The 13,215-nt window shown below is 58.9% G+C and carries 16 protein-coding genes and 1 tRNA gene; 8 read left to right on the top strand and 9 right to left on the bottom strand.

Going from position 1 to position 13,215, the window contains the following annotated elements; translation table 11 throughout:
* The first annotated feature begins 62 nt into the window (after positions 1 to 62).
* On the top strand, positions 63 to 944 hold the full coding sequence (locus OQ287_RS03105; RefSeq protein ID WP_265895549.1) for a DMT family transporter: 882 nt from the start codon (positions 63 to 65) through the stop codon (positions 942 to 944).
* Here OQ287_RS03105 and OQ287_RS03100 read toward each other — a convergent pair.
* Positions 892 to 1,389 (bottom strand): GNAT family N-acetyltransferase, encoded by a 498-nt coding sequence (locus tag OQ287_RS03100; RefSeq protein ID WP_250936549.1) that lies wholly within the window; start codon positions 1,387 to 1,389, stop codon positions 892 to 894. The genes OQ287_RS03105 and OQ287_RS03100 overlap by 53 nt on opposite strands.
* A 118-nt stretch (positions 1,390 to 1,507) precedes the next feature.
* On the opposite strand from OQ287_RS03100, the gene OQ287_RS03095 reads away from it, so the two are divergent.
* The gene (locus OQ287_RS03095; protein ID WP_322974088.1) at positions 1,508 to 3,019 is read left to right on the top strand and encodes a RimK family protein; all 1,512 of its coding nucleotides are present in this window, start codon (positions 1,508 to 1,510) and stop codon (positions 3,017 to 3,019) included.
* Here OQ287_RS03095 and OQ287_RS03090 read toward each other — a convergent pair whose 3' ends face one another.
* The 5 genes from OQ287_RS03090 to OQ287_RS03070 form a co-directional block, all read right to left on the bottom strand.
* The gene (locus tag OQ287_RS03090) at positions 3,020 to 3,904 is read right to left on the bottom strand and encodes a DUF2797 domain-containing protein (protein WP_265895548.1); all 885 of its coding nucleotides are present in this window, start codon (positions 3,902 to 3,904) and stop codon (positions 3,020 to 3,022) included.
* A complete protein-coding gene (locus tag OQ287_RS03085; protein ID WP_250936547.1) occupies positions 3,892 to 4,158 on the bottom strand; it encodes a YeaC family protein in 267 nt (88 codons plus the stop codon). The genes OQ287_RS03090 and OQ287_RS03085 overlap by 13 nt, the downstream gene beginning before the upstream one ends.
* 15 nt (positions 4,159 to 4,173) lie before the next feature.
* Positions 4,174 to 5,022 carry a rhomboid family intramembrane serine protease gene (locus tag OQ287_RS03080; RefSeq protein ID WP_250936546.1) on the bottom strand — a complete coding sequence of 283 codons (849 nt, stop codon included), beginning with the start codon at positions 5,020 to 5,022 and terminating at the stop codon, positions 4,174 to 4,176.
* A 163-nt stretch (positions 5,023 to 5,185) separates the two neighbouring features.
* On the bottom strand, positions 5,186 to 6,175 hold the full coding sequence (locus tag OQ287_RS03075; RefSeq protein WP_265895547.1) for a metallophosphoesterase: 990 nt from the start codon (positions 6,173 to 6,175) through the stop codon (positions 5,186 to 5,188).
* Between the two features lie 4 nt (positions 6,176 to 6,179).
* Positions 6,180 to 7,061 (bottom strand): NAD(+) kinase, encoded by an 882-nt coding sequence (locus OQ287_RS03070; protein ID WP_265895546.1) that lies wholly within the window; start codon positions 7,059 to 7,061, stop codon positions 6,180 to 6,182.
* A 72-nt stretch (positions 7,062 to 7,133) separates the two neighbouring features.
* On the opposite strand from OQ287_RS03070, the gene OQ287_RS03065 reads away from it, so the two are divergent.
* From OQ287_RS03065 to OQ287_RS03055, 3 genes are all read left to right on the top strand, one after another.
* Complete coding sequence (locus OQ287_RS03065; protein WP_265895545.1) at positions 7,134 to 8,051, top strand: DUF1853 family protein; 918 nt, start codon at positions 7,134 to 7,136, stop codon at positions 8,049 to 8,051.
* 66 nt (positions 8,052 to 8,117) lie between these two features.
* Positions 8,118 to 8,558: a Zn(2+)-responsive transcriptional regulator gene (zntR, locus tag OQ287_RS03060; RefSeq protein WP_250936542.1), complete on the top strand. Its 441-nt coding sequence runs from the start codon at positions 8,118 to 8,120 to the stop codon at positions 8,556 to 8,558.
* Positions 8,542 to 9,663, top strand: a complete 1,122-nt coding sequence (locus OQ287_RS03055; RefSeq protein WP_265895544.1) for an SO_0444 family Cu/Zn efflux transporter — start codon at positions 8,542 to 8,544, stop codon at positions 9,661 to 9,663. Before zntR ends, OQ287_RS03055 begins: the two co-directional genes overlap by 17 nt.
* 4 nt (positions 9,664 to 9,667) lie before the next feature.
* On the opposite strand, the gene OQ287_RS03050 is transcribed toward OQ287_RS03055, so the two are convergent.
* Positions 9,668 to 10,549 carry an EamA family transporter gene (locus OQ287_RS03050; protein ID WP_250936540.1) on the bottom strand — a complete coding sequence of 294 codons (882 nt, stop codon included), beginning with the start codon at positions 10,547 to 10,549 and terminating at the stop codon, positions 9,668 to 9,670.
* Between OQ287_RS03050 and OQ287_RS03045 the strand changes: the two genes are divergently transcribed.
* The gene (locus tag OQ287_RS03045) at positions 10,549 to 11,046 is read left to right on the top strand and encodes a DUF6314 family protein (RefSeq protein ID WP_265895543.1); all 498 of its coding nucleotides are present in this window, start codon (positions 10,549 to 10,551) and stop codon (positions 11,044 to 11,046) included. The genes OQ287_RS03050 and OQ287_RS03045 overlap by 1 nt on opposite strands.
* A 59-nt stretch (positions 11,047 to 11,105) precedes the next feature.
* On the opposite strand, the gene OQ287_RS03040 is transcribed toward OQ287_RS03045, so the two are convergent.
* On the bottom strand, positions 11,106 to 11,267 hold the full coding sequence (locus OQ287_RS03040; protein ID WP_250936538.1) for a YqaE/Pmp3 family membrane protein: 162 nt from the start codon (positions 11,265 to 11,267) through the stop codon (positions 11,106 to 11,108).
* A gap of 31 nt (positions 11,268 to 11,298) precedes the next feature.
* The gene (locus OQ287_RS03035; RefSeq protein ID WP_250936537.1) at positions 11,299 to 11,544 is read right to left on the bottom strand and encodes a hypothetical protein; all 246 of its coding nucleotides are present in this window, start codon (positions 11,542 to 11,544) and stop codon (positions 11,299 to 11,301) included.
* A gap of 309 nt (positions 11,545 to 11,853) precedes the next feature.
* Here OQ287_RS03035 and OQ287_RS03030 point away from each other — a divergent pair.
* Together OQ287_RS03030 and OQ287_RS03025 are read left to right on the top strand one after the other, a co-directional pair.
* Positions 11,854 to 11,929 (top strand) — tRNA-Gly (locus tag OQ287_RS03030).
* A 245-nt stretch (positions 11,930 to 12,174) separates the two neighbouring features.
* On the top strand, positions 12,175 to 13,152 hold the full coding sequence (locus OQ287_RS03025) for a calcium/sodium antiporter (RefSeq protein WP_265895542.1): 978 nt from the start codon (positions 12,175 to 12,177) through the stop codon (positions 13,150 to 13,152).
* Positions 13,153 to 13,215 lie beyond the last annotated feature (63 nt).

Here is a 13,215-nt window from a genome sequence, read left to right as displayed (position 1 = left end):
TGGAGGGCAAAACATCGCAGTAGGCTAAGTGGCTAATTTATAACCACTACAAGGACAGGTCGATGTCTCTTTGGGTTGCCTTTACCCTGCTGGCTGCCTTCATGCAATCCTGGCGCAATGCCTTCCAGAAACGCCTGAGCGGCAGCGTTGATGCCTACGGTGTCACCCTGGCCCGCTTTCTGTGGGCCGGGCCGATGGCAGTGGCATGGCTTGCAACCATGTATGCCATTGTTCCGGCGCCGCTGCCTGTCCTGACCCTGCCACTGGCGGGTTACGTGCTGGGGGGCGCCGTCGCTCAGATCGTTGCCACGGTATTGATGATTACGCTGTTTCGCATGAAGGGGTTTGCAACCGGTGTCGGTCTGGCCCGCAGCGAAGCGCTCATCGCCGCCATTCTTGGCGTTATCGTGTTTGGCGAGCACCTTTCGCTGATGGCCTGGGCCGGCGTAGTGATCGGTGCGATTGCCGTCTGGATCATGAAAGGCATCAAGCAGCAGAACATGCCGACAGGACGGACGCTGCTGATCGGGCTTGGCAGTGGCATCTTCTTCGCCCTGACAACACTCTCGGTACGCCAGGCAACGCATCTGATGCCGGCCTTGCCCTTCCTGCATGCCGCGGGCTGGGTACTGGCCGCGTCCATTGTCTTTCAGACACTGATACTGGCGCTGTGGCTGGGTGCCACTCGTCCGGCTACTCTAACCACCCTGATCACCCGCCCCGGCCTGAGCCTGCCAATCAGTCTGGCCAGCTTTCTGGGGTCACTGGGCTGGTTCAATGCCGTCAGCCTCCAGCAGGTGGCACTGGTCAAGACCCTGGGTCAGGTCGAGATACTGATTACCCTGCTGATCGCGCGTTACTGGCTCAAGGATCCATTTACCCGACGTGACATTACCGGCCTGGTTCTTGTGTCTCTGGCTGCGGTGCTGGTGCTGTGGGCGTAAGCCACTTGATCATTTTCCAGCCCGCACACCCGTCGCTGTAATAATCATCCAGCCAGGCAGTACGATCGTACCCACGGCGCTGGTAGAGTCGCAACGCGCGGTCATTATCGACCCGCACTTCAAGGCGAAGCTGATCAAGCCCCAGACTCTGCGCCTGCGCCTCCAGCGCCTCCAGAAGCGCCTCACCGCCGCCCTGGCCACGCGCATCCGGTGCCACACACAGGGAATAGATCCGGCCGAAACCGCTCGCGCGACGAATCAGCAGCGTCGCGTAGCCCCATAACGTTTCATCACCACACACCAGGGTAATGGCTTTGGCGCGGGTCAGCAGATAGCGCAACTGCCGGCGGGAAAACCGATCGTCATCGTCGCTGAAGCAGGTCGTTTCGAGCTGCCATAGACGATCAAGATCATCCGGAGTGGCAAGGCGCACGGAGGCCGTCATGATGAACATATCCTTGTTTGAAAAGCGGTAGTGTTACTGCAATGCGTCGGGATGACCATCGACCGAGCCATGAAATTATTTCACGCCCGCCCTGTTGCGTGTGACTCGGTACAGCCTCATGCTTCGATTTTTCATCGCCGTTTTCGAGGTATTCATGTCCCGGCTTCGCATCGTGGTTGACCAGCTCTCCGACTGGCGCTCGTTTTATCCCAGTGATGATGTGATCACGGCCGAGGAGTATCTCGCCCAGGACACGGATATTCCGGCGCCGATGAAGGCCACCCACGTGATCAACCTGTGCAGTGAGCTGGATTATCTGGGCACCGGTTATTACGTCTCACTGCTGGCGCAGGCGCGCGGTCAGCGCGTTCAACCCAGTGTTGAAACCCTGAGCCAGATGTCTCGCCATGACCTGCTGGCACTGGAGCTCGATGGCCTGCAACGCTGGATGGCCGTGCTGGAGCGTCAGGGCAGCGTGCCCGGAGACGAGCTCGTCCTGCGGCTGTTCTTCGGCCACAGCGATGTGCCTTCCCTGGCCATTCTGGGACGGCGCCTGTTCGAACACCTGCCCTGCCCCCTGATGGAGGTGACCCTGTCACGCCATAACGGACGCTGGCAGCTGACCGGCCTTCAGCCGCTGCCGTTCAGCGCCCTGCCACAGGCAGAGGAAGAGCGGTTTGCCTCTGCCCTGAACAACCACTCACGCCAGATCTGGCGCACGCCAGCCGCCAGACGCCGTTACCGGTTCGACCTCGCCATTCTGATTGATCCCGAAGAAGCCATGCCTCCGAGCAACAAGGGGGCGCTGAAGGCATTCATTCGCGCCGGTCGAAAAATCGGAATTGATGTCAGCCTGATTACGCGACACGACGAAGGGCGGCTGGCCGAATTCGACGGTTTATTCATCCGCGAAACCACGCGCATCGACCACCACACCTACCGAATGGCTCGCCGCGCCGAGCATGAAGGTCTGGTGGTGATTGATGACCCGACCTCGATTCTGCGCTGTACCAACAAGGTCTATCTGCATGCGATGCTGCGGGACCGGCACGTACCAGCCCCGGGGGGCCACCTTCTGTCGCGCCACGATGCAGGGCTCGCGGCACTGGCTGAAACGCTGAGCTATCCGCAGGTACTCAAGATACCCGATGGAGCATTCTCTCGCGGCATCAGCAAGGTGCGCTCACCTGCTGAATTGCTGGAGCAGGCCGAAGGGCTGTTCAAGGATTCAGCCCTGTTGCTGCTGCAGGAATGGATGCCCACAGACTATGACTGGCGGGTGGGCATTCTTGATGACAAGGTGCTGTTCGTAAGCCGGTATTACATGGCTCGAGGCCACTGGCAGATCTATGATCACAGCAAGGGCAAGACCAAGAGCGGCGGTTTTGACACCCTGGCACCGGAAGACGCACCGCCCCAGGTCTTGAAGGTAGCACTGAAAGCGGCTCGATTGATCGGGCGGGGCCTGTATGGCGTGGATCTCAAGCAGTCCGGTGAACGGGTTGTGGTCATCGAGGTCAACGACAACCCCAACCTCGATGCCGGCATCGAGGACGTGGTGGCAGGTAAAACGCTCTATGACACGGTCATGCAGGTCTTTCTGGCGCGAATGAGCGCACGGCGCGCCTGATCACGAAAAAAGATCATCCGTCGCCGGTGCCGCATGGCCGGCGATCGGCTCGATATCGAGCGTGACTTCATAGCCACCGAACTTGCGGATATTGATGACACCAGTATCGAGCAGAAGATACTGCCCCTTGATGCCCTGAAGCACGCCTTCCACCCGGTCATGCCGGTCCAGATTCCAGGCCTTGACCTTCTCGGGCCAGGTACTGACCGGAAACTCCAGTGACCACACCGATTCATTGACAGGCTGAATCTCGCCGGGTGCAAAACGATTGATCAATGCGTCAATGTTCTCGCCCAGTTCGTCCATCAGGGAATCGCGCAGGGCCGGCAGATCCACTGGCAGTGGCGCCCCCTTGAGCATCTTCTGCCATTGGGTACGATCACTCACCCGCTCCCGCAGCAGCGCCTCGACCAGTCCGGACTGATAGCGCGTGGCCACACGAAAGATGACCAGTGCCTGACTGGCTCCCTGATCGATCCAGCGCACCGGCACCTGGCCGGGTTTGGTAATTCCTACCTTGGGACCGGACGCATTGGAGAGATAGACCAGATGCGGCGCAAAGCAATGCGTCAGCCCCCACTCCGGTTCACGACAGGTGCCCTGCTCGAAGTGGCAGGTTTCCGGCTTCATGATGCAAAGATCACACCGGGCCAGTGAGGTAAAGCACGGGTAGCAATGCCCCTGAGCAAAACTTCTGGACGTTTTACGGCCACAGTTCAGACAGAAGATTCGGCCGGTGGGCGATAATGAAACATGCGCGCCCAGGTACTGATCGATGGGCAGCCGCGCATCGCCTACCGGCAACAGATAACTGGCAGTGCCGTTGGAAAGTACCGATGGCATCCGGCCCAGCACACCGGTATGCGGTGTGTTCAGTTCATCCATTTAATCGGAGCATCCTGGTCGGCGGGCGCACTATCCGAGGCACACTGATTACGCTCGATATAGCCGATTCGGTCCTTCTCCGGAATATCTCGAACATGCTCATAACGCATGACGGCCTCCATGCACAGCCCGACCTGCTCTCTGGAGAGACGGTTGCCATCGGGCCAGCGTCCCAGCTCGATGGCCGACTTGAAGCGCTGGTACATTTCCGGCGTCATCTGTTCAATCATTTTTTCAAAGGTCATATCGCTCATGAGATCTCCTGAAGTTCAGCGGCGATGCAGCAGCAGTGTCAGTTTACCCAGAATCAGGCCACCCAGCATGCCTGCCAGATGTGCTTCATTGGCTACGTTTGGAAAGCCGACAGCCGCTGACAGGGGGGTCATGCACAGCACCATCCAGCCCACCATGAATACCACCAGCGCTGTCGGCACGTTGAACCCGCTGTCCTTTTCCCGTGACCATAGCCAGACGTACCCGACCAGCGCGTAAATCACACCGGACATGCCACCGAACAACAGCGTGCCCATCGCATACTGCGCCAGATTGGAGCCGATGCCGGTCAGAATAACAATGAGCAGCCAGCGCCACTGCCCCTGAAGCTGCTCGATCTGGCGGCCGAAGTACCAGAGCCACACCATGTTGAAGACCAGGTGCATCCAGCCAAAGTGCAGAAAAACCGGCGTCAGCAGACGCCAGAACTCGCCTGCCGTGAGGGCCTGGCCCAGTGTGCCGGCCTGAAGACCGACCGAGGTCAGCATCATGGGAACGATGGTAAGCCGGGTAACCACTTCCACCCCCACCACATTCATCAGCAGGTATACCAGGGCGCACAGGACAATACAGCCGCTGGTCAGCGGAGCAGCGGCCAATGCATGGCGCAGGCTGCCTGCAGAAGAGGTCCGGGGATGATCAGTGTCCGGCGACAGCGTCAGCGCGTCATTGTTGCGAAACTGCTCGGTCAGCGTCACGGCCTGATCGAGCTGACTGTCATCCATCAAAAAGATCAGCTGCTCATTGTCGTCGCGGCGATAATGGTGAGAAATGCGGTGATCCCACAGCGCCTTGCGCAGCACCGAGAGATCAATGTCGGTGGGAAATTGAAGTACTTTTGCCATGGCCTTGTGCCCTGTCATGAAAAAACATTGCCACCTGTCCAGAAGCGACGCCGGTCAGTATAGCGCGCAAAAAAAGAAGCCCGGGGGATAAACCACCGGACTTGAGCAAGGGATCATTCAAGGGAACACTTACTCAGATGGCGGCAGCGAATCAAAGTTCCTGCTATCTGTAAAATTCTCTGGATTTTTTTTCAGCATCCCGCCCGGACAGTACCTTGAGCCACACGAATCGGTTGGCATCCAGCCGGGATTCGCCGTCAAACCGGTAAGCCACCAGCCGACCATACTTGACGGCACTGTAATCCAGGCAGGCAATATTGGGGGCCGGCAAGGCCGGAATGCCCTCACACCAGTAGTGCCCGATAAACAGCGGACGTTCGTCAGGACCATAAAACGGTAATCGGGCCTTTTCCTCTTCACTGAGCGGGTGATCGTCCAGCTCGGCCGGCAGATGATCCGGCTGAAAGACAACATCGCCATAGGTCTGCGGCGACTGTGCCCAGAAATTGGCTCGAAAGCTTCGCCGGGTAAACCCGTCGCCGGAATGGATCTGAATCCCATCCGGCATGATGACGTCCACTCCCCGGGTCAGGCGATCCATGACCTGATGCTCGAAACTGTCTCGGCGCACGGTACGCTCAAGAAAGGCGCGATCAATATTCCCCTCGGGGCGCCGAGCCAGAAAACGGCGCACAAGGTCCTCATCCCAGCAGGCATGCACCACGCGAAGATCGGGAAGTTCAAGGCACAGCGGCAGGGTCATGAACCAGGCCAGATAGTCGTCCCATTCAGCCGGGGTATCGGCAAACTGGTCCAGCGTTTCCTGGATGACCCGGGTCGTCCGCGGCGTGTGCGGGCGCAGCCAGGTATTGCCATCGTGTGCCGGCAGGCAGTAGGTCAGCGCGTTGTACTCATGATTGCCCATCACGATCAGCGCTTCGCCGGCTTCCACCATGCTGCGGGCAATACTCAGGGCCAGCCGCACCCGCGGCCCACGATCGATCAGATCACCCAGAAAGATGACCTTGCGCTCGGGATGGCGGTAAACCCCGTCATCCCGGCGGTACCCCAGTCGTTCAAGCAGCACTGCAAGCGTCGCGCCGCAGCCATGCACATCGCCGATCAGATCATAGGCCTGTCCGGTGGTGGTCATGGCATTACTCCCCAAGTCGATTACTCCATCCCAGCTTGCTTCGGCAGATATCGTAGAAATCGTGGCCGATGGGGTGAATCAGCCTCAGTCGTGCCGCCTTGCGTGCTACATGAATGATATCGCCTGGCCGGGCCACGGCTTGAGACTGGCCATCGCAGCTGACATGCGGGAACGCATCGTTGGTCTCCCCGACATGCAGCGTAATCCGACTGCTGGCATCGACCACGATCGGCCGACTCGACAGCGTATGCGGGCACAGTGGTACCAGTTCGATGGCCTCGAGCCCGGGATGCAGAATCGGGCCGCCCCCGGACAGCGCGTAGGCCGTTGAGCCGGTCGGGGTCGCAATGATCAGGCCGTCCGCGCGCAGCGTATAGACGAACTGATCATTGATGAACAGCTCGAACTCGATCATCTGGATTGCCTTGCCGGGATGCAGCACCACGTCATTGAGGCTGGTACCGCTGGCCACCTGCTCGCCATCACGCACGATATCCATCTCAAGCAGAAAGCGCTGTTCGCTTTCGAAGTTGCCATCCAGCACATCACCGACACGGGTTTCCACTTCATCCGGGGCAATATCGGTCAAAAACCCGAGACGACCGCGATTGACCCCCAGCACGGGCGTACCATAGGCACACAACACGCGAGCCGCACCCAGCAGACTGCCATCACCACCGACGACAATCACCAGATCACAGGTACGCCCCATCTGCTCACTGCTCATCACTTCCGGAGCCTGCCCCAGCAATGATTCGGCAATATGGTCTTCAATAATGACGCGGCAGCCGCGCTCCTGTAAAAACCGGATCAGACGCTTCAGAGTAATCAGTGCATTGGCACTGCCCAGGCGGCCAATCAGGCCGATCGTCTTGAACGATGGCATGAGATTATTTCCAGTAACCTTCAGAGTCCGCGCATTATGCGATCAACACCAGACCCGGAGCAAACCGGGGCAATGCTTGACCCCGTAAAAATTGCACGTGACCTTGCGTGGCTGGCCCATTCTCCCCGCCTGATCGATCTGGGCGCCCCCACACCGGCCACATCGGTATTGCTGGGTCAGGCCGCAGCCGGCGCTGCTCCGCCGTCCTGTCTGCTGGGCCCGCTGCCTCGCCTGCCGCGGCTGGGACTTTATGTAGAGCAATTATGGCAAACACTACTGGCGGCTCGGGGTGACACCACCCTGCTGGCCCACAATCTGCCGCTGATCGACGACACCGGCACCCGCCCCGTGACGCTGGGCGAACTGGACCTGCTGTATCAGCGCCATGACTCCCTGTTTCACCTGGAAGTGGCGGCCAAGTTTTTTCTTGGCCTGCCTGAGGGGCCCGGGCAGCCGGACAGCATGTCGCGCTGGATTGGCACCAGCGGCGTGGATAGCCTAGCCCGTAAAACAGCACGGCTGATGCGTCATCAGCTCCCCATCGCACGCCATGTTGATGGCACTCGCCTTGGCCTGACGGCAGATATCTCCCTGCATCAGCAGGTTCATGTCACAGGTGCCCTGCTTTATCCCTGGCAGGATGGCGCACCTTCGCTGCCAGCGCCTCGGGGGGCCGCAGCAGAACACCTGCGAGGCCACTGGGTCTATCCCCGAGCCCTGACAGCCTTTCTGGAAGCCCACGCCATCGAAGGGCTGTGTCGAATGGGCAAGCCTCACTGGCTTGCGGCCCCATCACTCGAGGACTTCAGGCCACCCGGCGACCTTATCCCGGCACTTTCGCAGATAGCCGAAACACAGCATCATCCCTTCTGGTGCAAGCACGCTTCCGGTGCGATAACCCGGCTGATGGTGGCCAGCCCTGACTGGCCATCGCGGATCGGACTGCCGCCCTGGCCGCCCTTCGATCCGGCATGCCAAGAACAGGCTTGACCCTGGGGTAGGCTACAGGGTTTATCCTGTCGGAAGATAAGCATTCTTAATGGCGGGAAACCAACGATGATCGGACTAAAGCGCGGGGAACTGGCCCGTGAAAGCGGGCTGTCCGTTGAAACCATTCGCTACTACGAGCAGCAGGATCTGCTGCTCACGCCAACCCGGGAGCCCAACGGCTATCGCCGTTTTGACCCCGCCAATATCGAGCGCCTCGCCTTTATTCAGCGCGCCAAGCACATGGGATTCAGCCTGAAGGACATAGCAGAGCTGCTGACACTTGAGGTCAACCGCGATGCGCACACCTGTGAAGAGGTCAAGGCAATTGCACGGACAAAGCAGCGCGAGATAAAGGCCCGCATGAGCGAACTGAGCCGCATGCATGACGCCCTGAGCCTTATCAACGAACGCTGCTGTGGCGGCACACACGCTGCCACTCATTGCACCATCCTGACAGCCCTGGCCGACGGCGAGCGTCCTGGAGCCCCGCATGAACATGATGACTGATATTCTGAACGCCTTTTTGGAACTCTGGCAGGAGGCCGCCTTCTGGCTACTGCTTGGGCTGGTCGTGGCCGGCCTGTTGAAGACATTTGTCAAAAGCGCTCACCTGGGGGGTCAGCTGCAGGGCAATGGCCCCTGGCCTGCCATCAAGGCAGCAGTGATCGGCATTCCCCTGCCCCTGTGTTCCTGCGGGGTCATTCCCGCAGCGATCGGCCTCAAACGCGCAGGTGCCTCCAACAGCGCCACGACAGCCTTTCTGATTTCCACACCTGAAACCGGCGCCGACTCGATCGCAGTGTCCTGGGCCCTGCTGGGCCCGTTCATGACGATAATTCGCCCGGTGGCTGCTACCTGCTCGGCGCTTGCCGCCGCCATGCTGGTCCTGTTCAGCGACCGTAGGCGGTCTGCCCCTCTACCGGCAGCCGATGATGTGTCGAAGACCAGCTGTAGTACCCGATGCTGCGGTCATTCGCGCCTGGCGGACAGCATGGCAGCCACTCAACCGCCTTCTCTGGCACGTCGGCTCTGGGACGGGCAGCGCTATGCCTTTACCGAAGTGCTGGGAGATCTGTCTCTGTGGCTGATCGCAGGTCTGATTGCCTCGGCGCTGATCGTTGCACTGGTGCCACATGACGCCCTGGCGGAAGTTACTCAGGGCCCAAGCGCAATGATCATCATGGCCCTGGTAGGCGTACCCATGTACATCTGTGCCTCAGCGTCTACCCCACTGGCCGCCGGGCTGATGCTTGCAGGAGTATCCCCGGGCGCCGTACTGGTATTTCTGCTGGCAGGACCTGCGACCAATATGGCCACGCTGGGTATCGTGCATCGTGAAATGGGGCCTCGTGCTCTGGCCGCCTATCTGGTGGGCGTCATTGGGGTTGCCATCGGCTTTGGCTACGCCACCAACGCGCTGGTAGCACTGGGCCATGTTGATATTCAGGGAGAGCTGACCGGGGCCGGCCAGCTGGTACCCACGGCCATCAGCGTTACCGCGTCTGTTCTGCTGGCCGTGGCGATTGTGAGTGACCTGTGGCAACGTTTGGTGCATCGATGGCAGGGCCGGTCAGCACATGAGCATGCACATCACGGCCATCGATCTGATTGACCACTCAGGCCGGTGCGGCGGCCGATCCGGCCTGCCGCCGCCGGTCCAGCAGTTCATTGAATACCAGCGCGACCACCATGACCGCTCCGCCCAAAGCCAGCCGAACGAGATCGGCATCGCGATTCCAGATCAGCACATTGACCAGGATGCCTGCGGGAATCAGCATGTTGTTCATGATGGCCAGGGTACCGGCGTCTACTCGCCGTGCCCCCTCGTTCCACAGGAAGTAGCCCAGCCCGGACGCCATCAGCCCCAGCCAGATCAGGATACCCCACTGAAGCGGCGCCGGTGCGGGGGCGCTCTTGTCCCCCAGTATCAGGTAGGCCAGTACAGCGACTACCAGTGCGCCGGCGTAGAACCAGCCAAATACCGTCCGGGCCGGCACATCCAGCTGCTCACGTGCCATCAGATGACGATAAGCGACCTGACCGATGGCAAAGCACAGGTTGCAGGCCTGTACCATCATGAAGCCCAGCCAGTAGTTCTCGGTCAGCCCCTCGAAACGAATCAGTGCAGCACCTGCCACCGCGATCAACGCCGTTACAAGGTGCAGCAGTGAAAATCGACGGGCCAGCATGTCATTGAGCAGCGTGATATAAATGGGGGTGAAGATGGTGAACAGAAGAATTTCCGGCACGCTCAGCAGCAGGAAGGACTGATAGTAGGAGACATACATCAACCCGAGCTGGATCGCCCCGATGGCCATCAGGCCCAGCTTGACGCGATGAGGCACCGAACCGGGCTTCAAAAATGGCAGGAACAACAGAAAGGCCAGCACGATACGCGTCAGGATCGCAAAGTAGCTGTCGACCTGTCCGGCGATATAAACGCCGATGAAACTGAGTGAGAAGGCCCACAGGCCGGTAACAAATACGAGATAGCCCATTGCATTGTCAACCTGAAATCGATGATTGGTTAACAGCCATTATAGAGTGCCGACAGGCACTGTTAAACACCTGCCGCTACCGCTTTGAGGCCCATCCCGGCCCCGGGTCACATTCCGGCTGGTCGGGTACTGGTGAAGGCACCGCAACGCCTGAACAGGACGCCACCGGTACAGTAGTTCGCCTGTATGAAACCGGAACGTTCATCGACAACGCCGGCCATCAAAGCATCACTCGCAACGTGTTCCGCTTCACTCATGCCGCTGAACGCATTTCCCTTCACCACGAACGCCGTGGCCCATTACATCCCGTCTGGCTGTTCGACCTGGTGGCCGATCCCCTGAATGCCCGTCGCTTGGTGACGGACACGCCACATCTGTGCGGCGATGATCGCTACAGTGCAGCTCTCACACTCCAAAGAGGTAATATGCAACTTGACTGGCATATCCAGGGGCCACGCAAGAACGAGTACCTTCGCTACTACTACCGCACTGCCTGACGAACGAGCAGACATGAAAAAGGCCTGCCATATAGGCAGGCCTTTTCACGCAGCGTGCATCAGTACTTGGCGATAACCCAGACCGCGTGCACGATACCGGGAATGAAGCCACACAGGGTCAGTACAATATTGATCCAGAAATGCTTGTTGGCAATCCCCACCTGCATCAACACACCCAGCGGTGGAAAGATGATTGCCAGAATAATGCGAATAATGTCCATGACGGCTCCTTGTCATAGTAAGTCAATGAATTCAGGTCGATCCCGACCCGCCGTCATCATCACGTTTTATCTGCTTGCGAGCAAGCGCTTCGGCATCCCCCGCCAGCTCATCGTGATAATGCTCCCAGTCTTCCCAGTCAAACGGTGTGCCTGAACGAGGTCGCTGGGCACCCGATGCCCTTGCGCGGGCCCAGGCCTTTTCTTCCAGCGTGTTGGGCTTGTCTTCTTCCTTGTCCAGGGAAATTCCCTGGCGGGCGAGATACTCTCGTGCATTCATGATGAACCTCCTTTGCCCTTGATACTACATATGAGGATGGATCGACCACATACCAACCCTCGGCCAGACATCAGGCATAAAAAAACCGCCACAAGGGTGTGGCGGTCAAGTACAAGGAACAGTAAGCAAGACGTTGCTGCTATCAGCGACTGACTGAAATTCACATCGTCTTGCCTACTATGACCACCGCTTCACGGTTTATATCCTTAATGTGCGAAAAAAAGTTTAAAAAAAGTGCAGGCCTCGCTCATCGAGCATGTTAATGGCTTGAGTTTCTGCACTGATCTCACTAAGATACGGCCTCTTGAAGCGGGTATAGCTCAGTTGGTAGAGCATCAGCTTCCCAAGCTGAGGGTCGAGGGTTCGAATCCCTTTGCCCGCTCCAGTCCTTTCAAGTCATCGCCGTCCAAACGCCATTCCTCCTGCTGATCGCACAAGGCTTTTCTCCCTGGTGCCGGCACATGCCTGATGTCTACCACAATCTGTCGATGCAGAATCTGTCCTGGCGCATTGTTCATGGTCGCTTGTAACATGATGCGTGTCACGAAAAGGAAGATCCGCTGAATCATTGCCAGCATGCTCTCCCAGCGATTTTTCTTTAAATCAGCACGTCATGAACAGGAAAATGTCATGCTAACGGCATCACTGGCAGTGATCGGGGGGCTGATACTACTGATATGGAGCGCCAATCGATTTGTTGATGGGGCCGCAGCTACCGCACGTTATGCAGGCATGCCGCCTCTGCTCATTGGCATGGTGGTAGTCGGATTTGGCACGTCGGCACCGGAAATGGTGGTCTCGGCCTCAGCGGCTTTCGATGGCAACCCGGAACTCGCCCTTGGCAATGCTCTCGGCTCCAACATTGCCAATATTGGCCTGATTCTTGGCCTGACAGCGCTTATCGCCCCCATCACGGTCGACTCAACCATCGTCCGCCGGGAACTTCCACTGCTGCTGGTTGCCTGTGCACTGGCCGGCCTGCTGCTGTGGAATAATGCCCTGACGCGCATGGAAGCGTTTATTCTCCTCCTGACACTTGCCGCACTGCTCGGATGGTCGATCAGAACGGCGTTGACCTCCCACGCTGTACATGAACCACTGGCGGCCGACATGGTAGCGCCGAATGGCAAGGCAGCTTCGCCGGGCCATGCCATTATCTGGCTGATCATCGGGCTGGTACTGCTGGTTGCCAGCTCTCGTCTGCTGGTATGGGGGGCTGTAGTGATTGCTCAGGGTATGGGCATCAGCGATCTGGTCATTGGGTTGACCGTGGTCGCCATTGGCACGTCCCTTCCCGAACTGGCCGCGTCTGTCATTGCCGCCCGCAAGGGGGAAAGCGGCCTCGTTATCGGCAACGTGGTGGGCTCGAACCTTTTCAACATCCTGGCGGTTATCGGTATTGCCGGCGCCATTTCCCCCATGCACTCGATGTCACCCGACATCATCATGAGAGACTGGAGCATCATGATGGCACTCACGGTCACCCTGTTGCTCATGGGCGTGGGTACGCGTCATCCAGGGCGAGTCTCTCGGCTCGAAGGGGGACTCCTGCTTGCCGTCTTTTCAGCCTATACCGGCTGGCTGGTTGCATCCGTGACCGGCCCATGAAGCCTGCCATAGACGCAGTGATGACGCAGGCACCGGGAGCGGTAGCAATGACAGGGATTCATC

Source organism: Larsenimonas rhizosphaerae, assembly GCF_026240105.1.
GTDB lineage: Bacteria > Pseudomonadota > Gammaproteobacteria > Pseudomonadales > Halomonadaceae > Larsenimonas > Larsenimonas rhizosphaerae.
The sequence above is the reverse complement of the archived record's forward strand: the minus strand, read 5'-3'. Positions and strand labels throughout refer to the sequence as shown.

Excerpts from the sequence above, each read along its gene's own strand:
- OQ287_RS03085 (WP_250936547.1), bottom strand. The coding sequence starts at position 4,158 with ATGAGCGATATGACCTTTGAAAAAATGATTGAACAGATGACGCCGGAA.
- OQ287_RS03065 (WP_265895545.1), top strand. The coding sequence starts at position 7,134 with ATGCTTGACCCCGTAAAAATTGCACGTGACCTTGCGTGGCTGGCCCAT.
- OQ287_RS03075 (WP_265895547.1), bottom strand. The coding sequence starts at position 6,175 with ATGACCACCACCGGACAGGCCTATGATCTGATCGGCGATGTGCATGGC.
- OQ287_RS03090 (WP_265895548.1), bottom strand. The coding sequence starts at position 3,904 with ATGGATGAACTGAACACACCGCATACCGGTGTGCTGGGCCGGATGCCA.
- OQ287_RS03040 (WP_250936538.1), bottom strand. The coding sequence starts at position 11,267 with ATGGACATTATTCGCATTATTCTGGCAATCATCTTTCCACCGCTGGGT.
- OQ287_RS03055 (WP_265895544.1), top strand. The coding sequence starts at position 8,542 with ATGAACATGATGACTGATATTCTGAACGCCTTTTTGGAACTCTGGCAG.
- OQ287_RS03080 (WP_250936546.1), bottom strand. The coding sequence starts at position 5,022 with ATGGCAAAAGTACTTCAATTTCCCACCGACATTGATCTCTCGGTGCTG.
- OQ287_RS03035 (WP_250936537.1), bottom strand. The coding sequence starts at position 11,544 with ATGAATGCACGAGAGTATCTCGCCCGCCAGGGAATTTCCCTGGACAAG.
- OQ287_RS03050 (WP_250936540.1), bottom strand. The coding sequence starts at position 10,549 with ATGGGCTATCTCGTATTTGTTACCGGCCTGTGGGCCTTCTCACTCAGT.
- OQ287_RS03105 (WP_265895549.1), top strand. The coding sequence starts at position 63 with ATGTCTCTTTGGGTTGCCTTTACCCTGCTGGCTGCCTTCATGCAATCC.
- OQ287_RS03100 (WP_250936549.1), bottom strand. The coding sequence starts at position 1,389 with ATGACGGCCTCCGTGCGCCTTGCCACTCCGGATGATCTTGATCGTCTA.
- zntR (WP_250936542.1), top strand. The coding sequence starts at position 8,118 with ATGATCGGACTAAAGCGCGGGGAACTGGCCCGTGAAAGCGGGCTGTCC.
- OQ287_RS03095 (WP_322974088.1), top strand. The coding sequence starts at position 1,508 with ATGCTTCGATTTTTCATCGCCGTTTTCGAGGTATTCATGTCCCGGCTT.
- OQ287_RS03070 (WP_265895546.1), bottom strand. The coding sequence starts at position 7,061 with ATGCCATCGTTCAAGACGATCGGCCTGATTGGCCGCCTGGGCAGTGCC.
- OQ287_RS03025 (WP_265895542.1), top strand. The coding sequence starts at position 12,175 with ATGCTAACGGCATCACTGGCAGTGATCGGGGGGCTGATACTACTGATA.